Raw genomic sequence first — 25247 nt, forward strand, 5'->3', positions numbered from 1 at the left:
TCGGGCTCGTCCGCCGTTGACGCGGGGGTCTGATCCGGCGGCCGCACTACGCCGGCCCCGTACCCTCCGCGGGCTCCCTCCGGCATGGTCATCGAGCTGCCGTGATCCCGATTTCGTGGAGCAGGCCGCGGACGCGCTGCTCGATCTGGTCCCGGATGGGACGGACGGCCGCGACGCCCTGGCCTGCGGGGTCTTCCAGGGTCCAGTCGAGGTACCGCTTGCCGGGGTAGTACGGGCAGGCGTCGCCGCAGCCCATGGTGATCACGACGTCGGAGGCCTGGACGGCTTCGGCGGTGAGCACCTTGGGGGTCTCGGCGGAGATGTCGATGCCGACTTCGCCCATGGCCGCGACCACGGCCGGGTTGACGGTGTCGGTCGGCGCGGAGCCGGCGGAGCGGACCTCGACGCGGCCTTGGCCGAGGTGGGTGAGGAAGGCTGCGCCCATCTGCGAGCGGCCGGCGTTGTGGACGCAGACGAACAGCACGGTCGGGCGCGAGGGGGACGGGTTCACGGCAGGGTCTCCAGAGGTTGTTCAGCGGGCGTCGGGGACGACGACGATCGGCACGGGCGCGTCGGCCCTCTGCCGGAGGGCCGGGCCGAAGACGAGGGTCAGCAGACCCAAACCGGCGGCGGTTCCCAGGAGTTGGGCGGCGATGAACGCGGGGACGGAGGCGGGGGCGATGCCCGCGAAGGAGTCGGTGAAGGCCCGGCCGATGGTGACCGCCGGGTTCGCGAAGGAGGTGGAGGAGGTGAACCAGTAGGCCGCGCCGATGAACGCGGCCACCACCGCCGGGGCGAGGTTCCCCCGGCCGGTCCGGTTCAGGCCGAAGGCCACCAGCAGCAGGCCGGCCGTGGCGACGGCCTCACCCAGCCACAGGTGGGGAGCGGAGCGGTCATGGACCGAGAGGGCGAGCACGGGCCGGCCGAAGACGGCGTTGGCCAGGAGCGAGCCGGCTATCGCGCCGCCGACCTGGGCGGGTACGTACGTGGCCACGTCTCGCGGGGACGGCCCGTCGCCCGAGCGGCGGTCGGCGAGCCAGGAGCCGAGGGTGACCGCGGGATTGAAGTGGGCCCCTGAAACGGGTCCGAACACCGCGATCAGCACGCCGAGGCCGAACACGGTAGCCAGGCAGTTGGTCAACAGCTGGACGCCCGCGTCATGGGAGAGCTCCGAGGCCTGGATGCCGGAGCCCACCACGACCGCCACGAGCAGGGCGGTCCCGACGGCCTCGGCCGCCACGCGACGACTGAGCGGCACCGCGTCCGTGCTCACGCGTTCACCTCCGCTGCCTGCGGGGCCGTCAGGACCGCGGCGAGCCGTTCCAGGGCGGCGGGCAGGACCCGGTAGTAGACCCAGGTCCCGCGGCGCTCGCTGTCGACCAGGCCGGCCTGTCGCAGCAGTTTGAGGTGGTGGGAGATCGTCGGCTGGGACAGCTCGAAGGCCGGGGTCAGCTCGCACACGCAGACCTCACCCCCGGCCCGGGAGGCGATCATCGACAGCAGGCGCAGCCGCACCGGGTCACCCAGGGCCTTGAACACCTTCGCCAGGTCGCCGGCCTGGTCCTCGTCCAGCGGTGCGGAGCCGAGTCGGCCGCAGCAGCCGTCTGCGTCGTCCTGGGCGAGGACCACGAGCTCTTGTTTCGACATGCCTCTATGTTGACGTTCTTCGATCCAAGGCGCAAGGTTGATTCGACGAACATCAATGCAACCGCTCCGCCGCATCGGGCCGGGGCTTCGGCCGTCGGGAGCCATTGTCATGAGCGAGCAGTCCACCCACCTGCGCGAGACCGTCCGGGCCCGCTACGCGGCCGCCGCGCGGAAGGTCACCGACGGCGGCACCGCCTGCTGCGGGCCCGAACCGGTCGGGATCGACGCCAACTTCGGCTCGGCCCTCTACACCGGAGGTGAGACCGAGCAGCTTCCGGCCGAGGCCGTCGCCGCCTCGCTGGGCTGCGGCAACCCCACCGCCGTCGCCGACCTGAACGCCGGCGACCGTGTCCTGGACCTCGGCTCGGGCGGTGGCATCGACGTGCTCCTGTCCGCCCGCCGGGTCGGCCCCACGGGCAAGGCGTACGGCCTGGACATGACCGAGGAGATGCTCGCCCTCGCCCTGGCCAACGCCGCAAAGGCCGGCGCGACGAACGTGGAGTTCCTCAAGGGCACCATCGAGGCCATCCCCCTCCCGGCCGCCACGATCGACGTGGTGATCTCCAATTGCGTGATCAACCTGTCCACCGACAAGGCAGCCGTCTTCGCCGAGACCTTCCGTGTCCTCAAGCCCGGTGGCCGCCTCGGGGTGTCCGACGTCGTCGCCGACGACGCCCTCACCCCCGACCAGCGGGCCGAACGCGGCGATTACGTCGGCTGCATCGCCGGCGCCCTTTCCTTCGCCGAGTACCGGGAAGGGCTGGAGGCGGCCGGTTTCACGGACATTTCGATCGCTCCGACCCATGCGGTCGCGGACGGCATGCACTCCGCGATCGTCAGAGCCGTCAAGCCCGACGTCACGGGGGCGGCCTGCGGGGTTGCCGCCGGCCGCAGCCCGGCTGAGGAATCGGCGACGCCGGTCGGGACGTGCCAGGCGCACTGTTGCGGGACGACGGATTCGACGACGACTGCTGACTGAGAGGGAGCCCAGGAGGCCTGCGAGTACCGGCTGCGCGGGCGGCCAAGGGGCGCCTGCGAGCAGTTCATCCAGGGACTGCTGGAGACACTCCTTCCCCTGCTCGCCATGCGGCCAGGAGCCTGATGCGCAGGAGGCGGACGGCGGGGGAGTGCTCGTTCGGGCGTGTGACGAGGCCGAGCCGGGCGCGTGCGGCCGCGTCGCCGAGGGGGACGGCCCGTAGGTCTGCGCCTCGGGCGGAGGATGTGCTGAGTACGGCGACGCCCGCGCCGCGTTCGGCGAGGCGTAGCAGCGTGGCCGGGGAACTGGCCTCCAGGTCCACCCTCGGGTCGAGGCCGAGCCGGCGGCAGGAGTCCTCGTAGGCGGCGCGGATGCCGGTGCCCCGGGGCAGGCAGAGGATCTTCTCGCCCCGGAGGGCGGCGAGGTGCAGTTCCGCCCGGTCGAGGGCGTGGCCGGGCGGAACGACGGCGGCGAGCGGCTCGTCGATGACGACGCTCGCCTCCAGGCCGTCGGCAACCGGGCCCGAGTAGCCGATCAGGGCCAGGTCGAGGGAGCCGGCAAGGACGTCTGACTGGAGTTCGTCGGAGTCGGCCTCGTGCAGGCTCAGTTCGATGCCGGGGTGGGTGCGGCCGAGGTCCGCGAGGGTGTCCAGGAAGGGAGGGAGGGAACAGCCCCTGATCATGCCGATCCGGATCCGGCCGCGGACGGCGTCGGCGAACTCGGCGGCGGTGTGACGGATGGTGTCCAAGGTGGCGAGCGCGCTCTTCGCGAGGGGGAGGACGGCCTCGCCGACCGGAGTGAGGCGCACGTGGCGGCCGGAGCGGTCGAAGAGCCGCTGCCCCAGCTCGCGTTCCAGCTTCGCCACCTGCGTGCTGACGCCGGACTGGCTGACGTGCAGGCGCTCGGCGGCGCCGGTGAACGTGCCCTCGTCCACGACGGCTGAGAAGTAGCGCAGCTGATGCATCTCCATATCCACGGATGATAGATCCGATCGGATTCATCTGTTGGACGGATGGATCACGGATCGGCAGCATGGAGTCATGACGACGCAGACGAGTGCACGAGAGCTTGCCGAGACCTATTTCCGCGCCTGGGAGGCCGGCGATTTCGACACGATGCGCGGGCTGTTGGCCGACGACGTCGACTTCGTCGGAGCGCTGGGAACGGCGCGGGGGACGGAGGAGGCCCTGGCCGGGCTGAGGGGTCTTGGAAAGGTGCTGGAGAAGATCGACGTGAAGGTACGCGTGGCGGAGGGCGACGAGGTGATCACCTGGTTCGACCTGTGCACCGCTGTCGCACCGCCCGCGCCGACCGCGAACTGGATGCACGTGGCCCACGGCAAGATCGCCCGGATCCGGGTGACCTTCGACCCGCGCGGACTGCTGGAGGGATTCGCGAAGTCGAGCTGACGGATACCACGACGCGGCCGGAGGGGGCGGGGAGGCGCCGAGGGAAATGCGGCGGGGTCAACCCTGCGCCGCAATGTGCTTGATGACGGACAGGAACGCGTCGGTGGGCGAGAAATCGACGTACTCGCAGTCTTCGAGCGCCACGGGTGCGTGCCCGGTCGGCCAGTAGAACGCCTGTCCCGCTTCGTACACCTCCTCGCCGTCCTTGGTCGCCATCTTCAGCCGACCCTTGAGCATGTACCCCCAGTGAGGACACGGACAGAGATCATCGGGCAGGCCCTTCACCGCTGGGCGCAGGTCCGCGCCCTGGGGCAGGCGTACGAAGCCGACGGACAGGTCTCCCCCGATCTCGTGCGTACGGACTTCGACCCCGTCGCCCTCGATCGCGACAGGGGTGTCCTGCCGTGTCATCGCTGTCATGGCGGCTTCCCTTCGTTCGGGTTGCGGCTGTGTGCCTCCTTCCCAGACTGGCTCTCGCGACCGGGCCGTGCCACGCGAGCGCCGAGCGCTGCCGGACGTGTGGTCGAGGACCGGTGGCGCGAGCCGTTCCCGAGGCCTTTCAGGGGGCCGGGACGCGCACGGCGAGCAGGACGGTGTCGTCCTCGGGCTCGGCTGTCCCCACGGTCTCCAAGAGGGAGTGCAGGGCTGCTTCCAGCGGTGTCTCGGGTGGGGTGGCGGCGAGCTGCCGGCCGAGACGGTCGATGTGCTCGTCGATGTCGTGGCCGCGTTGTTCGACGAGTCCGTCGGTGTAGAGGAGGAGCGTGGTGCCCGGCGCCATCGGGCGCGTGTCGTAGCCGCGGGGCGCGCAGGGCAGCGCGGGGTGCAGCAGCACATCGTGGCGGGTCAGGCGTTCGACCGTGCCGTCGGGGTGGGCGAGCAGCGGCGGCGGGTGGCCGGCGTTGCTCCACCTCAGATGCCAGCTGCCCCCGGCCGCCGGGGTGAGGTGGGCGTGGACCATGGTGCAGCTCGCATCGAGGCCCAGCCGCAGCCAGGCCCGTTCCACGGCGCTCAGTGACCGGTCGGGGCCCTGGCCGGGATGGTCGTGATCGGCTTGCCGCAGCATGCTGCGGACCTGACCCATCACGGCGGCCGCCCTCATGTCGTGGCCGGTGATGTCGCCCACGGTGACGGCCAACGCCCCCTCGCCCTCTGCGCTCGTACCGGGGTCCGGCAGGGGATACGCGTCGTACCAGTCCCCGCCGACCAGGTCGTCGCGTGCGGCCGGCCGGTAGAGCGCGGCCAGCTCAAGACCCGCCACCGAGGGGAGGTCGGTGAGCATGGCCTGCTGGAGCTGGCGCGCGACGGTGACGCGATCGTCGAGGTGGAGGGCGCGCTCCACGGCCTGGGCGGCGTATCCGGCGAGCGTGGTCAGCACCGCGCGTTCGGCAGTGTCGATGACGTAGCGGCCCTCCCACCCCAGCACGAGCACCCCCACGACCCCGCGAGTGCCTCGCAGGGGAAGGCACACTGCCGTGCTCAGGCCCAGGGAGTCGAAGCCCGCGACGGCCTCCGGACCGTACCCGGCCGTGATCTCGGACCGGTCACCGAGCACGATCATGCGGTTCTCGCGCGCCGCCCGGGCGCTCGGCCAGCGCGAGCTGAGCGCGTACGCCGCGGGGACCCTCTCGAAGGGCTGGTCACCGCTCACCGGGTCCGCGACGCGCCGCAGCCCGCCGTGCTGCACGAGGGCCAGGCCGATGTAGGACGGTTTGAGATCCCCGCTGACCAGGTCCCCGACCCTGCGCCGTACCTCGTCCAGGCCACTGGTGTCGGCGAAGTCCTCGGCGGCCCGCAGCAGCAGCTGGGAACGGTCGAGGCGGGAGCGCAGTCCGGCGGCCGCCGCCTGCGCCGCGTCCGCCGCCTCCGCGGCCTCCTCCTGCGCCCGGCGCCCGCTCTCGGCCCGCACGCGCGCGCGGACCTGCGCACTGCAGGCGGCGGCCAGGTCGGACAGGTCCCGTACTTCGTCCGCGGTCCAGGAACGGGGCCGGTCGTCCACCACGGCCAAGACGCCCAGGAGCTCGCCGGAGCCGCCCGCCAGCGGAACGCCGGCGAACGCGAAGTCGGGATCGCCGCCGTCCTGGGAGAGGAACAAGGGCTGCCCCAGTTCGGCTACGCGCAGACAGCATCGGATGACCCGGGGCGGCACGCTGGTTCCGCCGGGCCAGCACTCGGGCGCCGCGCCCGCGGACTCACCGGGCGGGTTCAGCCAGACGAGCCCCCGGGGCGTGTCCAGCAGACGGGTGGCGAGCCGGGCGAACCGGTTCAATGCAGCTCCCTCATACCAATGGATCGTCTCCAGTCCCATTCTCGGGTACCCGAGAAATGACCCGCGGAATACGGCACCGAACGGGCATGCCCGAGTGGCGGCGCTTCCAGTGGGACGTCACCGATCCGCTGGAGGTCACGGCCGCGCGGCCCCAGGTGGACGGTTGGCGCGACTGCTGCGGGCGCGGGCCTGCGCCGAGCGGGGGTCGTCCGGCTCGTGCAGGCGCGCGTGGTGTGTGAGGGGTGGCAGGGCGGATCGCGGGTAGAGGCACTGCATGATCGCTACTGAGACTCTCGCAGCTGCGGGTCAGGCATCCCTGTTCTTGATCATTGTCGGAGTGGTGCTGGTCGTGCTCCTGATCGGCGCCTTCTGGTACGGCAGCAGACGCCGGCGCCGTGCTGAGGCTCCGCCGCAGCCCGCCGAGCAGAATCCGGTGGCCCAGAGCCGTGAGGACTCCTGGCAGACGCCGGAGGAGCATGCGAGGGACGAGGAGAGGCACCGCTACCCCGAGCAGTGAGGGGCGCCGTGGTCCGGCGAGCCTGATTCCTCGGCCGCAGACCCCGTAACCCCCCCTCGACCCGTCGCGATGCGCGCCACAGGACCACCGCCCCGCTCGACGTCGGCCGGGCGGCGCGCCCGTGGCCACCCGCCCGGGGTCCACCGCGGCGCGCCCGCCTCTGCGGAGCAGCGTGCCGCGGTGGTGTCACGTGGTGGCGGTGAGGAGGGGGAGGGTGCCGGTGATTTCGAGGAGCCGGTGAATTTGCCGGTTGAGGCCGGTGAGGTGGATCCGGGTGCCGTTCGTCTCGGCTGTGATGCGGGCCGTGATGAGGGTGTTGAGGCCGGCGGAGTCGCAGAAGGTGACCTGGCTGAAATCGACGAGGACGGGCCGGGTGGGCGAGGCGTGCCGTAGTGCCTCGGCGAGAGCGTGGCCGAGGTCGTCGGCGGTCACCAGGTCCATCTCGCCGCCGGCGCGGACCGTCACCGTGTCCTCGGAGACCTCGACGGGAAAGCCGGCCGTCGACCTGTGAGGTTCACGGTTGATGATCATTGGAAGGTGCTCCTGGTCGCGTGGCGGGAGGTGTGGGCTGCGGGGATCATGAGCGGCGTTTGTCGTCGCTGTCGGAGCGCAGACGCCGGGTCTGCTCCCGTAGTTCGTCGACCCGTTCCGCGAGGGCGGCGTGGCCGGGGCTGAGCGCCGAGTGGGTGGCCGTCAGGGCCTCGACGAGCTGGGCCGCCCCGTCCTCGCCGAGAGCCGCCGTCAGCTTCTTGATCCGGTCCTCGGACTCGGCGGGCAGGTCGGTCAGCCCGATGATCTGTCCGGCGAGCTGGCGCAAGGTGGCGATGTTCTCCCCGGCCCAGGCGGAGACGGTGCGGTCCGCGGCCCGCTGGTCGCGGACGGCCTGGACGCGCTGTTCGCCGGTGGTGTCCGCGGCTCCGGGGCGCAGGCGGAGGTAGCGGCGTTCGGCTGCCTGCCTGCTGGCCACACCGAGAGGCGGCGCCAGATCGGCCCAGCTCGCACCCGCCTCCCGCGCGGTCTCGATCAGCCCGCTCTCCCAGCCGGCGAGCTGCTCGCGGATCTCCCGCAGCATCAGCAGCGCGGCCAGGGCCGGGTGGGGGCCCGCGTCGGCCGGGAGCGGGTCGGCGGTGATCGGCGTCCGGCCGAAGGATCGCTGCGCGTCCTTCACGGACCGGTCGATGGCCTGCAGTGCCGCGGCGGCAGCGCGGAAGGGGACTGGTGTGGTCGGCGCGGTCCGTGTGGTTGGCGTGGCCGCTTTGGCGGCTTCGTTCATGGGACTCTCCGTCGTTCTGTCATCCTCTCGATGACGCCTTACTTGTCATCGTTCCGATGACATGTTACAACAGAGGCACGTTGAAGCGCATTGGCAGTCTCTGCCTGAACCAACTGGAGGTGTTTCGCGATGTTGATGCGCACTGACCCGTTCCGCGAGATGGACCGGATCGTCCAGCAGCTGTCGGGTACGTCCGGGACCTGGTCGAAGCCGTCGGTCATGCCGATGGACGCCTACCGCGAGGGCGAGGCGTACGTGATCGCCTTCGACCTGCCGGGTGTGAGCACCGAGGCGATCGACATCGATGTCGAGCGGAACATGCTGACCGTCAAGGCGGAGCGCCGCCCGGTCGCCAAGGCCGACTCCGTGAAGATGGAACTCTCCGAGCGGCCCCTGGGTGTCTTCTCCCGCCAGATCATGCTGGCCGACACCCTGGACACCGAGCGCATCGAAGCCGACTACGACGCGGGTGTCCTGACCCTGCGCATCCCGATCGCCGAGCGCGCCAAGCCCCGGAAGGTCAGCATCAGCGCCGGCTCCGGCCGCAAGCAGATCTCCGGCTGAACCACCCCCCTCAGCCGGTCGCGGAGGGCGGGAGAGCCCGTTTCCCCCTCCGGCACCCGCCCTCCGCACCCTTCGCCTCTTCACCCCTTCACCGGAGGTGGCGCGATGTCGATCCGCAGGGAGTCGTTCCTGGCCCACGTCCAGGAACGCGGCAAGTACACGACCACGGAGGAAGCCGACCGGGTAGCCCGCGTCGTCCTGGCCCTCCTCGGCGCACACCTCGTCGGCACGGTTCGGGCCGAACTCGCCGCGCGTCTCCCGGAGACGTACGCCCTGATCCTCCTCAACCCGCTGCAGGCGGCGGAGCCGCTCTCACCGGAACGGTTCGTCCGCGCGACCGCCGCCTGGATCGAGGGCGCCACCGAGAAGACGGCCCTGTGGGACATCGGCGCCGTCCTGTCCACCGCGGCCGCCACCGCAGGCGATGACCTCACCCGCGAGGTCCTGCTCCAGCTCCCACCCGGCTACGACCTCCTTTTCGGCCACCCCCACTCCACCTGACCGCCCCCACCGGCCCGAGGCCGGACCCTCCGCAGAGAAAGGCAACCCGCAGCCATGTACGACCAGCCTCGACCGAACGCGTCCCAGACGGCCATGACGTTCGACCAGATGCTGGAACGCGTGCGCTACGAAGGCGCCTACCCCACCCGCGAACGCGCCGCGGAAGCCGTCCACCACGTTCTGGCCGCCCTCGGCCGCCAGGTCACCGGCGACGAACGCATCGACCTCGCCCAGTGCCTGCCCGTCGAAGCCGCCCTGACCCTGACCGCGCAGATCCCCGACACCGAGCCCCTCACCGGATGGGGCTTCGTCAAGGACCTGGCCGCTCGTACCGGTGCCACGCCGGCCACCACCCGCTGGGACACCGGTGCCGTCCTCTCCGTCGTCAGCCGCCTGGCCGGACCCGACCTCCTCGGCCGGATCCTGCGCGGGCTCCCCGGCGGTTACGCCCTCCTCTTCGGCCAGGCGGAACTGCCCCGGCCCCAGCCTGCCTCCGCCTGACGCGCGCCGGCCGCTCACGCCCGCAGGCCTGCCGGACGCCCGCCGACATGCGCGAGGGCCGGGACCGCCCGGTCCCAGCACACGTCGGCGGGCCGGGGCGGGATCAGGCAGATCCCGTCAGGACGTGGCCGGCGTCCGGCAGCTCCCGGATGTGAGCGGCCGTCCCTTCCAGCGGCAGAAGGGGGCGCAGAGGGCAGGAAGCGGGGGAGTGGTCGTGATCGACCTTCCAGGTGGGCAGGGATTCGGCGCCGCCGCCGTTGGTGGAGACGGCGTAGAGCGTGCCGGAACAGCCTCGGCACACCAGCGAAGCGTGGATCACGAAAGTGCCCTTCCGATGGCGCCGACTCGGCTCGCCCTTCCCATGTTCGGTCTCACCTCATCAAAACGATTCTTCCGCCTCGCAGACACCCTTTCGAGCACATCGTTCGGACGATCTCGCCCTGGCCGCGGCATCGAGCAGGTCGTCCGGGCCTTCGGGCAGCCCTCGCTGGGACCTCCCCGGCTTCCACCAAGGCGCCGCCAGCCGCAGACCGGCCACCGCCCGCGTAGCCCGTGCCGTCCGGCCAGGTCTCCCGACCAGCGAGCGCCCTGGGAACCACCCACAGGCCCATGTCACAGCCGGCGGGGCGTATTCCCAGAAAATGGCACTCGGGGGAATCAATATCTGTTCCGGCGGTCAGAGAATCTGGCTCTTCCCGCAGAGAGAGTTTTTCCGCAGCCCGCACGAGGGACACATTCAACCGCGCACCGACCGCTGCCGCGTGCTACTGTCGATCTCGGTTGCAGTTTTGGTACCCAAAAACTTCAAGCGCTTCAGCAGGCCTCCGTGCCGGCCGGGCGCTTCGTATTTCCGGTCATTTTCCGGCGGGGCATCATCGCGGCGACATGGTGTCCGTGCAGTGCGGATGCCGTACTGCCCTAAAGGAGATTGACATGGCATCTGGTACCGTCAAGTGGTTCAACGCGGCCAAGGGTTTCGGCTTCATCGAGCAGGACGGTGGCGGCGCGGACGTGTTCGCCCACTTCTCGAACATCGCCGCCCAGGGCTTTCGTGAGCTGGCGGAAGGCCAGAAGGTGACCTTCGACATCGCGCAGGGCCAGAAGGGCCCGACGGCCGAGAACATCGTTCCCGCCTGACGCTGACGCGCAATCCGTAGCTGGGGCCCGCATCCCTCGGGGTGCGGGCCCCACCTGCACACGGTTCCCGCAGTGACGTCACCTGCGGAAAGAAGCATGCGGGATCCAAAGACCGCCACGGTTTCACCTGCTCGATTTTCTTGTATTCGCGCCCATATGGCGCAATCTCGCCTCGGCGTCGGCGTCAGCGGTTCTACGCAATACCAGTAGGTCGTATTCGCTTTCGCTTTCGCATTCCATTCGGTCCGTTCTCGTGATTCCCTGCGCTTCACATCCGCTGCGGGAATTCCTTGATACGTGCCGTATCAAGGAAGGTTCTGCATGAACCGCACACGTACGAACACCCGTTCTTCTCGCAGCCGTAACGGCGGCGGCTCCGCATTCGGCGCTGCCGGAGGTACGGAGCGGGGCAGCCGATTCGGATCGTCCGCCCCGAGCCGTTCCGGCAGTCCGAGTCGTTCCGGCGGTCCGAGCCGCTCGGGCGGCTACGGCCGACGGCCCGCCGCGGTACAGGGCGAGTTCGCCCTGCCGAAGACCATCACTCCCGCGCTGCCCTCCGTCGAGGCCTTCGGCGACCTCGACATGCCGGCCGAACTGCTGGCCGCCCTCGGCGCGCAGGGCGTGACCGTGCCCTTCCCGATCCAGGGCGCCACCCTGCCCAACACCCTCGCGGGCCGTGACGCCCTCGGCCGCGGACGCACCGGCTCCGGCAAGACGCTCGCCTTCGGCCTCGCGCTGCTGGCCCGTACCGCCGGGCAGCGGGCCGAGCCCCGTGAGCCGCTCGCGCTGGTCCTCGTACCGACGCGTGAGCTGGCCCAGCAGGTGACCGACGCGCTCACCCCCTACGCCCGCTCGGTCAAGCTGCGGCTGGCCACGGTCGTCGGCGGTATGCCCATCGGACGGCAGGCCGGCGCACTGCGCGGCGGTGCGGAGGTCGTCGTGGCCACGCCGGGACGGCTCAAGGACTTGATCGACCGCGGGGACTGCAGGCTGAACCAGGTGGCCATCACCGTCCTCGACGAAGCCGACCAGATGGCCGACATGGGCTTCATGCCGCAGGTCACCGCCCTGCTGGACCAGGTACGTCCCGAGGGCCAGCGGATGCTGTTCTCCGCCACCCTGGACCGCAACGTCGACCTGCTGGTCCGTCGCTACCTGAACGACCCGGTCGTGCACTCGGTGGACCCGTCGGCGGGTGCGGTGACCTCGATGGAGCACCACGTCCTGCACGTCCACGGGGCCGACAAGCACCGGATGACGACCGAGATCGCGGCGCGCGAAGGCCGGGTGATGATGTTCCTGGACACCAAGCACGCCGTGGACCGCCTCACCCAGGACCTCCTCAACAGCGGGGTCCGCGCCGCCGCCCTCCACGGAGGAAAGTCCCAGCCCCAGCGGACCCGCACCCTGGCCCAGTTCAAGACCGGGCACGTCACCGTCCTGGTCGCCACGAACGTGGCCGCCCGCGGCATCCACGTGGACAACCTCGACCTCGTCGTGAACGTGGACCCGCCGACCGACCCCAAGGACTACCTCCACCGTGGTGGGCGCACCGCCCGCGCGGGCGAGTCCGGGAGCGTCGTCACCCTGGTCACCTCCAACCAGCGCCGCGACATGACGCGACTCATGGCGGCCGCCGGCATCGTCCCCCAGACCACCCAGGTCCGCTGCGGCGATGAGGCACTGGCCCGCATCACGGGAGCCCAGGCCCCTTCCGGAATCCCCGTGACCATTACGGCGCCTGCGCCCGAGCGGCCCAGGCGCAGCGCGGCCTCGCGGGGTCGGCGCAGCCCCGGAGCGGCCGCCCGGCGCGGCAGCGTGCGGCGTTCGGCCCTGGACACGGCGGCCTGACCGCCCAGTGTTCCGGAAGCTGACCCATCTCTGCAGGAGGCACGTTGTGACGCTGGTCCAGATGCAGCCCCGCTCGGCAGGCGCCGATCCGGCGCCCCAGACCGTGGAGAACGCCATGGAGGCGCCCGGGCCCCAAGTCTGCGATGACATGACGGTCGAGGTCGCCCTGTCCGTCATGGCCGGCGCCCGCACCGGACATCTGCTCGTCTGTGACGACGACGGCCTGTGCACCGGACTGGTCACCCGGGCCCGGCTCGCCGCCGTCCGCGCCGGCGGCGCGTACACGGACCGGATCCGGCTGCGTGACGTCCTCGGCGACAGCGGGCCGTTCGCCTCGCCCATGACCATGGTGGCCGAGGCCGAGCACGCGATGCGCTACCGCCGGCTCGACGCCGTGCCCGTCGTCGACGAGCACGGCGGCGCCCTGGGCGTCCTCGCCCTCGCCCGCTGAACGGCCTCACCCCCCCCGGTCGGACCATTCACCTCTTCTCCTTGTGAGGCTTCATGCGCTGCGTCATCGCCCGCTTCCCGTTCGACCTGACCAAAAGCGGTGTCCTGGAAGCGATGAAGGGCATCAAGCCCGAACAGGCCGCCGGCGCGTCCGTGATCATCGGCCGCCGTACCTACCCCGTCAAGCAGGTGGGCCAGGTCATCACCCGCCAGGACCGCCGCGACTTCAGCGCGGGTGAAGTCCTGCGGGCCATGACCCAGCTCGGGTTCACCTGCCGCGGCCTTCCCGAGGCAGTAGCCCCCGCGCGCGCCCTCAGCCCGCTCCAGAAGGCGGCCGCCTTGCTGGGGCATCCCGCAACCGTCTGACCGACCGACGGATCCGGCGCGAGGCGACACGGACACAGCAACGAGGGCCCGACCGGCACGTGCCGGTCGGGCCCTCCTGCGTAGCGACTGGTTCCCCTGCCCGGCGCAGATCAGTGGTCGTAGTAGCTGAAGTCGCCCACGGTCCAGGCGCTGACGTCCGCGATCGAGACGCGGTACATCCCACCCGTCTCCGGGATCCCCACCGTCCCCTGCAGGATGCGGGCCACATGGAAGTGGAGATGGGTGGGAGGCCCCTCCCGGCGGGTCGTGGCGGTGAAGACGGCGGAGAACTCGGCCAGGCGGGCCGAATCCGTCAGCACCTCCGACACCCGCCGCCTCCACACGGCTTCGGGAGCCAGCCGGCCGGTGATGACGGCACCGCCGGTGACCACGGTCAGGGACATCTGGTTGCTCTGCCCGGACTCCACCAGGGTGGCGACGTCAACGAGCAGCTGGTCAGGCTTCGACATGGGAGCCGATTGTATTCACGGCCTCCGGCCCGCTCCAGCGGTCGCTACCAGGCGAGGAGCGCACTCACCGTTTTTCCGCCGGAGGCCCGTCGGGTGACCGCGGTCGCTCGGGCGAGACGGTTGACCATGGCCCAGCCGAACCCCCCGGCGCCGCCCATGTCGGGGGTGCGCGTGCGCGGCGCGTGCGGGCTGGCGTCGTGGACGGCCACTTCGAGGCCCTCCACCTGGGCCGTGAGTTCCACGGTGCAGCTGCCCCCGCCATGGCGCAGGGCATTGGTGACGAGCTCGGACACGACCAGGACCACGTTGTCCGCGGCCTCCGCGGTCATCGACGGCCGGCGCAGCCGTTCGAGGAAAGCCAGCGCGGCCCGGCGTGCATCTGCAACGAGCACCACGGAACGCACGGTTGCGACACTCTCAGCCATGGTGTGCGTCATGGTGTTCATCAGGGTCACCCTGGTCTCCGGATCCTGCGCGCTGACTTTGCCTACCTGATCCCTGTGCCCGCTCCTCCGCGCGCCAACCCGGCTCCGCCTCCGAGAGTGGTCGAGGGGCGGTCGGAGTACGACGCCGATCGGCGCGACCCGGATCCCTGCGCGCCTCGTGGCCGCGCTCGCACGGTTCCGGCCCTCCCGCCCTTCCGGGCGCCTGACCTGCGGAGCGGGCCGTCGGCGGACTCCGGCCCGACCGCAGGAGACCGACTTGTCATCAGCGCAGGCGAAAATCTGTGGTGGCCAGAGTAGACATTGGTCTGTGTCGTGGGTATGGTTTCTCTGGTAACCCAGAGAGACAAGCAAGGCCCGGCAGAGACGAACTGCCGGGCAGTGGTACCTGAAGTTGCAGTTTGCAGAACGGTCCGGTGGTGGAGTTCCGAAGCCAGGTTTGTGCAGGACGGCGACGGGGCTGACGATCGGACCGGGTGGCCCGCAGTGATGAGGGGCCGCCACAGGCGGTACAGCAGTTCACGCAGTGGCAGTACCGGCAAGTGCAGTTCGCAGTACCCAGCAGTGAAGTAGGTAAGTGGTACCTCGGTGAAGGCGTCGGCTGCGGGCGCGCGCACCGGGAGGTTCGGCAGTGGGGTTCCAAGCCAGAGCAGACGCAGGATGGGCGACGGGGCTGGCTGCCGGAGAGTGGCGCTGTGACAGGCCACCGAGCAGTTCGCTTCACCAGCAGTTCAGCAGTACCGCAGTATGTAGTTGATCATCGAGGGAAGAACGGAGGGACAAAGCGCCATCAGGATCGCCCGGGCGGAAGTCTGAGCCCGGGTACCGCAGGACATCGATAGTGAGGTGGTCTCCGGTCGAGCAGCCGCGATCCCCGCAGCCCGGACAGCATTCAGGTCGGGCTTGCGGACACAGAAGGCCGACGCAGTATCAGGGTCGGCAGATGGTGTAGTAGTTCCTTCGGGGCCCTGGTGCCATAGGCGCCAGGGCCCCTCAGCGCGTTCCATGAGAGAGGTTCCATGACAGCAGAAATTCCGACGGGCCCGCTCGGCGGCCACCTGGACGACGACGACTACCCCGCCTACACCATGGGGCGGGCCGCCGAGATGCTCGGTACCACCCAGGGCTTCCTCCGCGCTCTCGGCGAAGCCCGTCTCATCACCCCGCTGCGCTCTGCCGGCGGGCACCGGCGTTACTCCCGCTACCAGCTGCGGATCGCCGCCCGGGCCCGGGAGATCGTCGACCAGGGCACGCCGATCGAGGCCGCATGCCGGATCGTCATCCTCGAAGACCAGCTCGAAGAAGCGCAGCGCCTCAACGCCGAGTACCGCCGCGCTGCCGAGGGAGCGCGTCCGACAGACGCTGCGTGAGCCGGAGAGCGCCGGCCGACCGGCCGGCGGGTCCGCCCGCACCTGTGTCGACGCAATTTGTCCACGCACGTCCTCTGGTGACAGCGTGTTGAGGGCGTGTAGCGTATGGGTCAGCTGTCGTGGTTCGGAAGTTCCCTTTGCCCACGCCGTAGGCGTGGGCGTTTTGCTGTGCTGTGCCGCAGGAACCAGGGCGATCACCTCCGCTTTCCACATGGGTGGGAGGCGTACTCGACTGGAAGGCATGAGACATGGCTACGGGAACCGTGAAGTGGTTCAACGCGGAAAAGGGCTTCGGCTTCATCGCCCAGGACGGCGGCGGTCCGGACGTCTTCGCCCACTACTCGGCGATCAACGCCTCGGGCTTCCGTGAGCTCCAGGAGGGCCAGGTCGTGACGTTCGACGTCACCCAGGGCCAGAAGGGCCCCCAGGCGGAGAACATCACCCCCGCCTGACCTTTTTCCGCCCCGCCGCACATCCGAGGACGCACGACCCGCACGTACGGCGGTCGTGGGCTCCCTTCGGAAGCGCGGACGCCGGCCCATCCGGCGATCAGCGGCATCTGGACGCAAGAGGCCCGCACGGTAACCGTGCGGGCCTCTTGCTGTCCTGGCAGGCATGGCCTCTTGTGCGGAGGACGTGGCCGGGTCCCGACCTGGGGGAGAAACGCGTTTGCCCGCCTGCATAGATAAGAAACCGGTAAGGATCAGGCGCATGGGTGCGGGGCGGGCGGGCATGCGGTGCTTCGGAGGTTGATAACTATGGTTCCCCTGCTTCTTGTTCTCCTGCTCATCCTGATTCTCGCCGGTGCCGGTTTCGCGCTGAAGATCCTTTGGTGGGTCGCCATCGCGGTTCTGATCCTGTGGCTGATCGGCTTCGTTGCCCGTCCGAAGGGCAGTAGCGGCCGCTGGTACCGCTGGTAGCCGGGCAGACCCCAGGCCGTATGCAGGGGCCCACCCCACGGGGTGGGCCCCTGCATGTCTGGTGAGATCACGAACCCCGGAAGCCTGGATGTGGTCCATCACGGGCCGCACAAGTCCTACGCCCCAAACCTCGCTTGCGTGGACGGGGCGAGGGGGGCACCGCGCGAGTGATACGCATCACGGAAGGCGGCGGTCATGGCAGACGGTTCGGTCCGTGGAAGGCGCCGCAGGGGTTTTGTGAACGGTGTAGCACCGGCCTGAGCGTAGAAGCCTCTGGTTTAGCCTGAGCAGGAGACTGCGCGAGGTGTCGGGCAGGTCGGTCGCGCGGAGATGGGGCAGGGATGGCCAAGCAGATGGATACCGGGAGCACGCAGACTCCGGGGATGGTGGGGGAGCAGCAGCTGCGCCAGTTGCTGGCGGGGCTGACGTCCGTGCGTGACGGTGACTTCGGAACCCGGCTGCCGGATGACGCGGACGGTCTCCTGGGGGAGATCGCCACCGTCTTCAACGGGATGGTCGACCAGCTCTCCTTGTTCACCTCGGAGGTGACACGGGTCGCTCGCGAGGTCGGCACGGAGGGGACCCTGGGCGGTCAGGCCGAGGTGCCGGGCGTCTCCGGGACGTGGGCCGACCTGACCGACTCCGTCAACGCGATGGCGGGCAACCTCACCACCCAGGTCCGGGACATCGCCCAGGTCGCCACCGCCGTCGCGCGCGGCGACCTCTCCCAGAAGATCGACGTGGCGGCCCGCGGCGAGATCCTGGAGCTGAAGGACACCGTCAACACGATGGTCGACCAGCTGTCCTCCTTCGCGGACGAGGTCACCCGGGTGGCGCGTGAGGTCGGCAGCGAGGGCCGGCTCGGCGGCCAGGCCGAGGTGCCCGGCGTGGCCGGGGTATGGCGTGACCTGACCGACTCGGTGAACTTCATGGCCGGCAACCTCACCGACCAGGTCCGCAACATCGCTCAGGTGACCACCGCGGTGGCCAAGGGCGACCTGTCTCAGAAGATCGCTGTTGACGCCCGGGGCGAGATCCTGGAGCTGAAGAACACCATCAACACGATGGTCGACCAGCTGTCGGCGTTCGCCGACGAGGTCACCCGCATGGCCCGTGAGGTGGGCACGGACGGCCGGCTCGGCGGGCAGGCGGACGTCAAGGGGGTCTCGGGCACCTGGCGTGACCTCACCGACTCGGTGAACTTCATGGCCGGCAACCTCACCGCCCAGGTCCGCTCCATCGCCGAGGTCGCCACCGCGGTGGCGCAGGGAGACCTGTCGCAGAAGATCCGGGTCGATGCGCGCGGCGAGATCCTGGAGCTGAAGACGACCATCAACACGATGGTCGACCAGCTGTCCGCCTTCGCCGACGAGGTCACCAGAGTCGCCCGCGAGGTCGGCACCGACGGTCGGCTCGGCGGACAGGCGGACGTCAAGGGGGTCTCCGGCACCTGGCGCGACCTCACCGACTCGGTGAACTTCATGGCCGACAACCTCACCGCCCAGGTCCGCTCCATCGCGGAAGTGACCACCGCGGTGGCGCAGGGAGACCTGTCGCAGAAGATCCGGGTGGACGCCCGCGGGGAGATCCTGGAGCTGAAGGAGACCATCAACACGATGGTCGACCAGCTGTCCGCGTTCGCCGACGAGGTCACCCGAGTCGCCCGCGAGGTCGGCACCGAGGGCAATCTGGGCGGCCAGGCCACGGTCCGCGGGGTGTCGGGCACCTGGAAGGACCTCACCGACAACGTCAACGTGATGGCGTCGAACCTGACCGGACAGGTGCGCTCCATCGCCCAGGTCGCCACGGCAGTGGCCCGCGGCGACCTGTCGCAGAAGATCACGGTGGAGGCCAAGGGCGAGGTCGCCGCGCTGGCCGGCGTCATCAACACCATGGTCGACACGCTGTCCGCGTTCGCCGACGAGGTGACCCGTGTGGCCCGCGAGGTCGGCACCGAGGGCCGGCTCGGCGGCCAGGCCCGGGTCCCCAACGTCGCCGGGACCTGGAAGGACCTCACGGACAACGTCAACTCCATGGCGAACAACCTCACCGGACAGGTCCGCAACATCGCCCTCGTCACCACGGCGGTCGCCAACGGCGACCTGTCCAAGAAGATCGACGTGGACGCCCGGGGCGAGATCCTGGAGCTGAAGACCACCATCAACACGATGGTCGACCAGCTGTCCTCCTTCGCCGCGGAGGTCACCCGCGTGGCCCGCGAGGTGGGCAGTGAAGGCCGGCTCGGCGGTCAGGCCGAGGTCGAAGGGGTCTCGGGCACCTGGAAGCGGCTCACCGAGAACGTCAACGAACTGGCCGGGAACCTCACCCGCCAGGTGCGGGCCATCGCCGAGGTCGCCAGCGCGGTCGCCGAGGGCGACCTGACCCGCTCGATCACCGTCGACGCCTCCGGCGAGGTCGCCGAACTCAAGGACAACATCAACTCGATGGTCGGCTCGCTGCGCGAGACCACCCGGGCCAACCAGGAACAGGACTGGCTCAAGTCCAACCTCGCCCGCATCTCCGGTCTGATGCAGGGCCACCGCGACCTCGCGGTGGTCGCCGACCTCGTCATGGATGAACTGACGCCGCTGGTGGAAGCCAGCTACGGAGCCTTCTACCTGGTCGAGGAGAACGACGAGGACACCTGGCTCACCCTGATCGGCTCCTTCGGCAGGCCCGCCGACCACCCGGCGGCCCAGCGCGTCCGCGAGGGCGAGACGCTTCTGGGGCAGGCGGCCCGCAGCCGTCGCATCCTCAGCACCACCAACGTGCCGCCGAGCTACCTGATCTCCTCCAGCCTGGGCGAAGCCACCCCGGCCAGCCTCATCGTGCTGCCGATCCTGGTCGAGGACCAGGTCCTGGGCGTGATCGAACTGGCCACCTTCACCTCCTTCACCCCCGTGCACCGCGACTTCCTGGGACGCCTGATGGAGACCATCGGCGTCAACGTCAGCACCATCGTCGCGAACGCCCGCACCGACGAACTCCTGGAAGAGTCCCAGCGCCTCACCGGCGAGCTCCAGGCCCGCTCCGAGCAGCTGCAGGTCCAGCAGGAGGAGCTGCAGCGCTCCAACGAGGAGTTGGAAGAGAAGGCAGCACTCCTGGCCACCCAGAACCGCGACATCGAGACGAAGAACCTGGAGATCGAGCAGGCGCGGCAGGAGCTCGAGGACCGGGCCCAGCAGCTGTCTCTCGCATCGAAGTACAAGTCGGAGTTCCTGGCCAACATGAGCCACGAGCTGCGCACCCCGCTCAACAGCCTGCTGATCCTGGCCCAGCTCCTCTCCCAGAACCCCTCCCGCAACCTCACCCCCAAGCAGGTCGAGTACGCGGGCATCATCCACTCGGCCGGCTCCGACCTGCTCCAGCTCATCAACGACATCCTCGACCTGTCCAAGGTCGAGGCAGGCAAGATGGACATCAACCTGGAACGGGTGTCCCTCAAGGCCCTCCTCGCCTACGTGGAGGCCTCCTTCCGCCCTCTGACCACCCAGAAGGGACTCGACTTCGAGATCTCGACGGCGCCCGGCGTACCGGTGGACCTCCTCACCGACGACGCCCGCCTCCAGCAGATCCTCCGTAACCTCCTGTCCAATGCGGTGAAATTCACCGAAAAAGGCAGGGTCCGGGTCGAGATCCGGCCGGCGACGGAGGCAGAGCTCCCGGCCGAGTTGCAGGACGCGGGCTCGGTGGTCGCGTTCAAGGTGACCGACACCGGCATCGGCATCGCCGAGGAGCAGCTCGAAGTGATCTTCGCGGCGTTCCAGCAGGCCGACGGCACGACCAGCCGCAAGTACGGAGGCACGGGCCTCGGCCTGTCCATCACCCGCGAGATCGCCCGACTCCTCGGCGGTGCCGTCACCGCCACCAGCACGCCCGGCGTCGGATCCACCTTCACGCTGTACCTGCCGGTCACCCGCCCCGAGGAAGCTCCTGAAGCCAACCTCCCCGCCAAGCCGGCCCTCGAAGCGAAGCACCCCGAAGCCCTCCAGGAGGGGGACGCCGACGCGGCGGATACGACGGAGGAGCGCGGGGCGCGCCGGCTGCTGGTGATCGAGGCACGCGCCAACGGGCTCCTCAGCCTCGTCGCGGAGAGCGCGGCCTCCGAGCTGGCTGCCGGCCGGGCCCCCATCGACCCGGCGTCCGAGCAGGTGGAAGTCCTCACGGCCGTCAGCGCCACGGAGGCGGCCACCATGCTCGCCCAGGCACCCTTCCACTGCGTGGTCCTCGACCTCGCCGCGGGAGCGGAAGCCCTCAGCTTCCTGCGCGCTCTCGCCGGGGACACGGCCCTGGCCTCCCTGCCCGTACTCGCACACGACAACCGGCGCGTCACGGGAGAACTGAAGGAGGAAGTCGACCGGCATGCCTCCGGCCAGCGTCTTGAAGTACTCGCCAGCCTCGACGAACTGCGCGAGCGCATCACCCTGCACCTGTCGGTCGACCGTCTCAACGACGTCCTGCCCCTGGTGCGGACCGAATCCGCTCCCGCCGACCTGGCGCACCCCGATGCCAGCCTCGCCGACAAGTCCGTCCTCGTCGTCGACGACGACCCCCGCAACCTGTACGCCATCAGCGGCATCCTCGAACTGCACGGCATCCGGGTACTGCACGCCGAGAACGGCCGCAAGGGCATCGAATCCCTGACCAGCACGCCGGGCATCGACCTGATCCTGATGGATGTGATGATGCCCGAACTCGACGGCTACGCGGCCACGGCAGAGATCAGATCCATGCCCGCGTACGCGGACCTGCCGATCATCTCGGTCACCGCGAAGGCCATGCCCGGCGACCGCGACAAGAGCCTCGCGGCCGGATCCAGCGACTACATCACCAAGCCCGTCGACGCCAACGACCTCCTCGCGCGTCTGCGGCACTGGCTCCTGCCCTCGGACGCCTCGGGAGCCCCCCGTGCCTGACTCCGCCCCTTCCGAAGACGTCACCGCGCACGAGATCCCGGCGATGCGCGGCACCCCGGGTTCGGAACCGCCGCGTACGTCGGCCCCGGTCACCACGGCGTCCTCGGGTGAAGTCGGCCTGCTCGCGGCCACGGTCGAGCGTCTGCGCAAGGAAGCCCTGGAAGCCCAGGAGGCCGCTGACGGCCGTGCGCTGATCGAACTGGCCAAGGGCATCCTCGTGGGGCGCCTGGGCTGCGGGCCCGGCGAGGCGTCCCGCCAGCTCGCCAAGCTGGCCGAGCAGGCCGACCAGCCGGTCCTCGGCCTGGCGGTCGACATCATCAACCAGGCCGCGCACGATCACGTCAGTGAACTGGCGCGGGAGTTCCTTCGGGCCACCGATGCCGATCCGGCCGCCGCCGACACCCCAGCCCCACTCGTCCGCCTGAGGGCGGCCGAGAGCCGCATGCTCGCGGCCGGAAGCGACACCCAAGCCGTCGCCGGCGCCCTGCTGGACAACGCGCTCCACGCGCTGGGCGCCGCCGGGGTGGCGATCTGGGCGGCAGGCCCCGACGCCTCGCTGTCCCTGCACGGCCAGGCGGGGTTCACCCCCCAGGAGGCGGACCGCTGGCGCTACGTGCCTCCCGAGGTCGCGACCTGCGCCCGCCTGGCCCTCACCAGGCGCGAACTCACCATCGTGGACTCCCTCGCCGAATCCGGCATCCCCACCATCGGCAGGCGTCAGCATCCCGACGGCGGACGCATCATGATCCCGGCCGGAACGGGCGGACGCATCACCGGCGTCCTGGAAATCAGCTGGCCAGAGGCCCAGCCGCCGCGCCGGCCGGTGATCCTGCGGCAGCTGGAAGCCCTCGCCGAACTCTGCGCCCACACACTCGAGGAGCACGAGCCCGCTCCCTCGCCGCTGACGCCCAGCGCCGCGGACCTGGCAGGGGTCGCGGAGCTCACCGACCTCGCCGACCACCTCCACGACCCGGTGGTGATCCTCACCCCCACCCTCGACCAGGCGGGCCGTCTGGCCGACTTCCGCATCCACCACACCAACCAGCGCTTCACCGACCCCGCCGGGCGCACCCGCTCGAACATCACCGGAGCGCACTTCCTGGAGGCCTACCCGACGGCCGCCGAGAACAACGGCCTGTTCTCCATGCTGGAACGGGTGTACGCGACGGGGGAGCCCTGCCACGCCCCGCGGACCACCCTGACGGCAGTCGTCGACCAAGTGCCGCTGACCACGATCGCCGACGTCAGCGTCACCCGCCACGGCACCGCCCTCCTCCTCATCTGGAAGATCGAGGACGAGACCGCACGACTGGCGGCCCTGCTCCAGCACGCACAGCGCCTGGGGCGTGTCGGCGGCTTCGAGGAGCACCTCACCACGGGCGAGATCAGCTGGAACGGGCAGCTGTTCGCCCTGTTCGGCCTCCCCGCCACGGCCAGCCCGATCTCGCTCAACGAACTGACCGGCCACGTCCACCCGCACGACGTCAACTCCGTCGGCCGTTTCCTGCGCACGCTCCTGCACCGGCTGCGCGAGGCCTCGGTGGACTTCCGGCTCAAACGCGCCGACGGCATCGTCCGGCACATCCGCATGGTCGCCGAACCCGTCCTCGACCACCACGGACGCATCATCTCCGTCCGAGGCGCCTGCCAGGACATCTCCTCCCAGCACTGGACCGAAGTGGCCCTCGCCGCCACCCGGGACCAGCTCGCCGACAGCGAAGCCGAATCCGCGGACCGGACCAGGCTCGCCCTCCAGCTCCAGCACGCCATCATGCCCCCCGCCCCGGCCCCGCTGGAGGTCCCGGGCATCCGCATCGCCGTCCGCTACCGGCCCGCCGAATCCCAGTCCCTCGTCGGCGGCGACTGGTACGACTCCGTGGTCCTGCCGCACGGCAAGATCCTCATCAGCGTCGGCGACGTCGCCGGCCACGGGATCCAAGCCGCCACCGGCATGGTCATCCTGCGCAACGCCCTGCGCGGCCTCGCCGTCACCGGGGCCGGCCCCGCACAGCTGCTCTCCTGGCTCAACAGCGTCGCCCACCACCTCACCAGCAACGTCACCGCGACCGCCGTCTGCGGCATCTACGACCCCGACACCCGCACCCTGCGGTGGGCGCGCGCCGGCCACCTGCCCCCCGTCCTGGTCCGCGGAGACCACGCCGAGGCCTTCCCCCTGACCTCCGGCCTCCTCCTCGGAGCGCTCCCGGACGCCGACTACGCGGAAGAGGAAGTACAGCTCCAGCGCGAGGACACCCTCCTCATGTACACCGACGGACTCGTCGAACGACGGGACCTGTCCGTCACGGACTCCCTCGCGCAGCTCCTCGCCGTCGCCGCGCATCCCTCGGACTGCCTTGAACGCCGCCTCGACGATCTGCTGACCTACAGCGCCTCCGACACCGACGACGACACCTGTCTCATCGGAGTACAGGTGCGTTGACTCGGACGCCCCGCCGGCGGTCGTGCGTGCACGAGCGACGCCGGCCGTGTCCTGGCCGGTACGACGGCGTTGGCAGGGGGCGTAGGAGCTCTTCATGGCCGGATCCCCTCGATGCGTGTGCGGGCGGCGTTCCGGTGGGCGCGGCCGAGGCCGTCCGGCGCGGGGGGCATCATGGAGGACGTAGGAAGAACGGACTGTGAAAGGGAAGTGCGAGGGTGACGGCGACAACCACTGACATCGAGAGGGCAGCCGGTCTGCTGCGGGCCGGAGGCCTGGTGGGTCTCCCGACGGAGACCGTCTACGGTCTTGGCGCCAACGCCGAGGACCCCGCCGCTGTCACGAAGATCTTCGAGGTGAAGGGGCGCCCGCCCTCCCACCCGCTGATCGTCCACATCGCCGCCGCGGACCAGCTGGACGACTGGGTCGAGGAGGTGCCCCGGGCCGCGCGCGTGCTGGCCGACCACTTCTGGCCCGGGCCGCTGACCCTGGTCCTGCGCCGGGGCCGGCGCGTGCCGCTGGAGGCGACCGGTGGACTGGAGACGGTGGCCGTGCGCGTCCCTGACCACCCGGTCGCCCTCGCGCTGCTGTCGGCCTTCGGCGGTGGCGTGACGGCGCCGTCCGCCAACCGCTTCGGCTCGGTCAGCCCGACCACCGCGGACGACGTCCGGGCGGAGCTCGGCGACGGCGTCGACTTCGTCCTGGACGGTGGACCCTGCGAGGTCGGCGTCGAGTCGACCATCGTCGACGTCACGGGCGAGACTCCGGCGATCTTGCGTCCCGGGGGAGTGACGCGCGAGGACCTCGAAGCGGTGCTGGGGCGCCCGGTCGACGTGCCGTCCACCAGCGGTGTCCGGGTACCGGGCCAGCATCCCTCGCACTACGCGCCGCGGGCGCGGGTTGTCCTCGTCGAGCCGGAGAACGTCGTCGCCGAAGCCGAGCTCGCCCAGGAGGAGGGGCACCGGGTCGGTGTCTTCCTTCCTCCGTCCCTGGTCGGCGCGGAAGTGAAGGCGCACGCCGTGGTGACCGTGCCCGGGTCGCCGGCGGCGTACGCGCAGGGGCTGTACGGGTTCCTGCGTGAGCTTGACCAGCAGGGGTGCGACCTCATCGTCGCGTCCCTGCCGGTGGAGGCGGGGCTGGGGCTGGCGATCGCCAACCGTCTACGCCGGGCAGCCGGACCCCGGCTCCCTGTCTGAGCCACCCCTCTCGCGGGGGGCGGTGACGGCGGCGGCC

General features: G+C 70.3%; 27 protein-coding genes. 16 read left to right on the forward strand and 11 right to left on the reverse strand.

Annotated features, from left to right (window positions below):
- Nucleotides 1–88 precede the first annotated feature (88 nt).
- The 3 genes from ACS04_RS27870 to ACS04_RS27880 are packed head-to-tail and all read right to left on the reverse strand — an operon-like array spanning nucleotide 89 to nucleotide 1647.
- Nucleotides 89–511: an arsenate reductase ArsC gene (locus tag ACS04_RS27870; protein WP_048479566.1), complete on the reverse strand. Its 423-nt coding sequence runs from the start codon at nucleotides 509–511 to the stop codon at nucleotides 89–91.
- Nucleotides 512–532: 21 nt separating this feature from the next.
- The gene (locus tag ACS04_RS27875) at nucleotides 533–1273 is read right to left on the reverse strand and encodes an aquaporin (protein ID WP_048479567.1); all 741 of its coding nucleotides are present in this window, start codon (nucleotides 1271–1273) and stop codon (nucleotides 533–535) included.
- Complete coding sequence (locus ACS04_RS27880) at nucleotides 1270–1647, reverse strand: ArsR/SmtB family transcription factor (RefSeq protein ID WP_048479568.1); 378 nt, start codon at nucleotides 1645–1647, stop codon at nucleotides 1270–1272. The genes ACS04_RS27875 and ACS04_RS27880 overlap by 4 nt, the downstream gene beginning before the upstream one ends.
- A 109-nt stretch (nucleotides 1648–1756) precedes the next feature.
- Here ACS04_RS27880 and arsM point away from each other — a divergent pair, with 109 nt between their 5' ends.
- On the forward strand, nucleotides 1757–2626 hold the full coding sequence (gene arsM, locus ACS04_RS27885; protein ID WP_078865417.1) for an arsenite methyltransferase: 870 nt from the start codon (nucleotides 1757–1759) through the stop codon (nucleotides 2624–2626).
- Between the two features lie 64 nt (nucleotides 2627–2690).
- Here arsM and ACS04_RS27890 read toward each other — a convergent pair whose 3' ends face one another.
- On the reverse strand, nucleotides 2691–3593 hold the full coding sequence (locus ACS04_RS27890) for a LysR family transcriptional regulator (protein WP_048479569.1): 903 nt from the start codon (nucleotides 3591–3593) through the stop codon (nucleotides 2691–2693).
- Between the two features lie 70 nt (nucleotides 3594–3663).
- Here ACS04_RS27890 and ACS04_RS27895 point away from each other — a divergent pair, with 70 nt between their 5' ends.
- The gene (locus ACS04_RS27895) at nucleotides 3664–4032 is read left to right on the forward strand and encodes a nuclear transport factor 2 family protein (RefSeq protein WP_048479570.1); all 369 of its coding nucleotides are present in this window, start codon (nucleotides 3664–3666) and stop codon (nucleotides 4030–4032) included.
- A 57-nt stretch (nucleotides 4033–4089) separates the two neighbouring features.
- On the opposite strand, the gene ACS04_RS27900 is transcribed toward ACS04_RS27895, so the two are convergent.
- Nucleotides 4090–4452, reverse strand: a complete 363-nt coding sequence (locus tag ACS04_RS27900) for a cupin domain-containing protein (RefSeq protein ID WP_048479571.1) — start codon at nucleotides 4450–4452, stop codon at nucleotides 4090–4092.
- 139 nt (nucleotides 4453–4591) lie between these two features.
- The gene (locus tag ACS04_RS27905) at nucleotides 4592–6298 is read right to left on the reverse strand and encodes a SpoIIE family protein phosphatase (protein ID WP_053080974.1); all 1707 of its coding nucleotides are present in this window, start codon (nucleotides 6296–6298) and stop codon (nucleotides 4592–4594) included.
- A gap of 274 nt (nucleotides 6299–6572) precedes the next feature.
- Here ACS04_RS27905 and ACS04_RS27910 point away from each other — a divergent pair, with 274 nt between their 5' ends.
- Nucleotides 6573–6815 (forward strand): DUF6479 family protein, encoded by a 243-nt coding sequence (locus tag ACS04_RS27910; RefSeq protein WP_048479573.1) that lies wholly within the window; start codon nucleotides 6573–6575, stop codon nucleotides 6813–6815.
- 186 nt (nucleotides 6816–7001) lie between these two features.
- Here the strand turns inward: ACS04_RS27910 and ACS04_RS27915 are convergent, their stop codons facing one another.
- Together ACS04_RS27915 and ACS04_RS27920 are read right to left on the reverse strand one after the other, a co-directional pair.
- On the reverse strand, nucleotides 7002–7346 hold the full coding sequence (locus ACS04_RS27915; protein ID WP_048479574.1) for an STAS domain-containing protein: 345 nt from the start codon (nucleotides 7344–7346) through the stop codon (nucleotides 7002–7004).
- A 46-nt stretch (nucleotides 7347–7392) separates the two neighbouring features.
- A complete protein-coding gene (locus ACS04_RS27920; RefSeq protein ID WP_048479575.1) occupies nucleotides 7393–8088 on the reverse strand; it encodes a hypothetical protein in 696 nt (231 codons plus the stop codon).
- Between the two features lie 129 nt (nucleotides 8089–8217).
- On the opposite strand from ACS04_RS27920, the gene ACS04_RS27925 reads away from it, so the two are divergent.
- The 3 genes from ACS04_RS27925 (at nucleotide 8218) to ACS04_RS27935 (ending at nucleotide 9654) form a co-directional block, all read left to right on the forward strand.
- On the forward strand, nucleotides 8218–8652 hold the full coding sequence (locus ACS04_RS27925) for an Hsp20/alpha crystallin family protein (RefSeq protein WP_048479576.1): 435 nt from the start codon (nucleotides 8218–8220) through the stop codon (nucleotides 8650–8652).
- A 105-nt stretch (nucleotides 8653–8757) separates the two neighbouring features.
- The gene (locus ACS04_RS27930) at nucleotides 8758–9153 is read left to right on the forward strand and encodes a DUF2267 domain-containing protein (protein ID WP_048479577.1); all 396 of its coding nucleotides are present in this window, start codon (nucleotides 8758–8760) and stop codon (nucleotides 9151–9153) included.
- Nucleotides 9154–9207: 54 nt separating this feature from the next.
- Complete coding sequence (locus ACS04_RS27935) at nucleotides 9208–9654, forward strand: DUF2267 domain-containing protein (protein WP_048479578.1); 447 nt, start codon at nucleotides 9208–9210, stop codon at nucleotides 9652–9654.
- Between the two features lie 103 nt (nucleotides 9655–9757).
- Here the strand turns inward: ACS04_RS27935 and ACS04_RS27940 are convergent, their stop codons facing one another.
- Nucleotides 9758–9973: a hypothetical protein gene (locus ACS04_RS27940; RefSeq protein ID WP_048479579.1), complete on the reverse strand. Its 216-nt coding sequence runs from the start codon at nucleotides 9971–9973 to the stop codon at nucleotides 9758–9760.
- Between the two features lie 614 nt (nucleotides 9974–10587).
- Between ACS04_RS27940 and ACS04_RS27945 the strand changes: the two genes are divergently transcribed.
- The 4 genes from ACS04_RS27945 to ACS04_RS27960 all read left to right on the forward strand — a co-directional run bounded on the left by ACS04_RS27945 (nucleotide 10588) and on the right by ACS04_RS27960 (nucleotide 13458).
- On the forward strand, nucleotides 10588–10791 hold the full coding sequence (locus ACS04_RS27945; protein ID WP_030722003.1) for a cold-shock protein: 204 nt from the start codon (nucleotides 10588–10590) through the stop codon (nucleotides 10789–10791).
- Between the two features lie 321 nt (nucleotides 10792–11112).
- Entirely contained in the window at nucleotides 11113–12642 is a 1530-nt protein-coding gene (locus tag ACS04_RS27950; protein WP_048479580.1) for a DEAD/DEAH box helicase, read from the forward strand.
- Nucleotides 12643–12688: 46 nt separating this feature from the next.
- A complete protein-coding gene (locus ACS04_RS27955) occupies nucleotides 12689–13093 on the forward strand; it encodes a CBS domain-containing protein (RefSeq protein ID WP_048479581.1) in 405 nt (134 codons plus the stop codon).
- Between the two features lie 53 nt (nucleotides 13094–13146).
- A complete protein-coding gene (locus ACS04_RS27960) occupies nucleotides 13147–13458 on the forward strand; it encodes an SCO5918 family protein (RefSeq protein ID WP_048479582.1) in 312 nt (103 codons plus the stop codon).
- Between the two features lie 110 nt (nucleotides 13459–13568).
- Here ACS04_RS27960 and ACS04_RS27965 read toward each other — a convergent pair whose 3' ends face one another.
- Together ACS04_RS27965 and ACS04_RS27970 are read right to left on the reverse strand one after the other, a co-directional pair.
- Nucleotides 13569–13928: a hypothetical protein gene (locus ACS04_RS27965; protein WP_048479583.1), complete on the reverse strand. Its 360-nt coding sequence runs from the start codon at nucleotides 13926–13928 to the stop codon at nucleotides 13569–13571.
- A gap of 44 nt (nucleotides 13929–13972) precedes the next feature.
- Nucleotides 13973–14374, reverse strand: a complete 402-nt coding sequence (locus ACS04_RS27970; RefSeq protein WP_048479739.1) for an ATP-binding protein — start codon at nucleotides 14372–14374, stop codon at nucleotides 13973–13975.
- Between the two features lie 1016 nt (nucleotides 14375–15390).
- Between ACS04_RS27970 and ACS04_RS27975 the strand changes: the two genes are divergently transcribed.
- The 6 genes from ACS04_RS27975 (at nucleotide 15391) to ACS04_RS28000 (ending at nucleotide 25210) form a co-directional block, all read left to right on the forward strand.
- The gene (locus tag ACS04_RS27975) at nucleotides 15391–15741 is read left to right on the forward strand and encodes a MerR family transcriptional regulator (RefSeq protein ID WP_048479584.1); all 351 of its coding nucleotides are present in this window, start codon (nucleotides 15391–15393) and stop codon (nucleotides 15739–15741) included.
- Nucleotides 15742–15989: 248 nt separating this feature from the next.
- Nucleotides 15990–16193 carry a cold-shock protein gene (locus ACS04_RS27980; RefSeq protein WP_031142743.1) on the forward strand — a complete coding sequence of 68 codons (204 nt, stop codon included), beginning with the start codon at nucleotides 15990–15992 and terminating at the stop codon, nucleotides 16191–16193.
- Between the two features lie 306 nt (nucleotides 16194–16499).
- Nucleotides 16500–16661 (forward strand): hypothetical protein, encoded by a 162-nt coding sequence (locus ACS04_RS27985; RefSeq protein WP_048479585.1) that lies wholly within the window; start codon nucleotides 16500–16502, stop codon nucleotides 16659–16661.
- 341 nt (nucleotides 16662–17002) lie between these two features.
- Nucleotides 17003–21577 (forward strand): HAMP domain-containing protein, encoded by a 4575-nt coding sequence (locus ACS04_RS27990; protein WP_078865419.1) that lies wholly within the window; start codon nucleotides 17003–17005, stop codon nucleotides 21575–21577.
- 43 nt (nucleotides 21578–21620) lie between these two features.
- Nucleotides 21621–24017: a SpoIIE family protein phosphatase gene (locus tag ACS04_RS27995; RefSeq protein WP_048479741.1), complete on the forward strand. Its 2397-nt coding sequence runs from the start codon at nucleotides 21621–21623 to the stop codon at nucleotides 24015–24017.
- A gap of 215 nt (nucleotides 24018–24232) precedes the next feature.
- Nucleotides 24233–25210, forward strand: a complete 978-nt coding sequence (locus ACS04_RS28000; protein ID WP_048479586.1) for an L-threonylcarbamoyladenylate synthase — start codon at nucleotides 24233–24235, stop codon at nucleotides 25208–25210.
- Nucleotides 25211–25247: the final 37 nt, after the last annotated feature.

The sequence above is a fragment of the Streptomyces roseus genome, assembly GCF_001044425.1.
In the GTDB taxonomy this organism is placed as follows: Bacteria; Actinomycetota; Actinomycetes; order Streptomycetales; family Streptomycetaceae; genus Streptomyces; species Streptomyces roseus.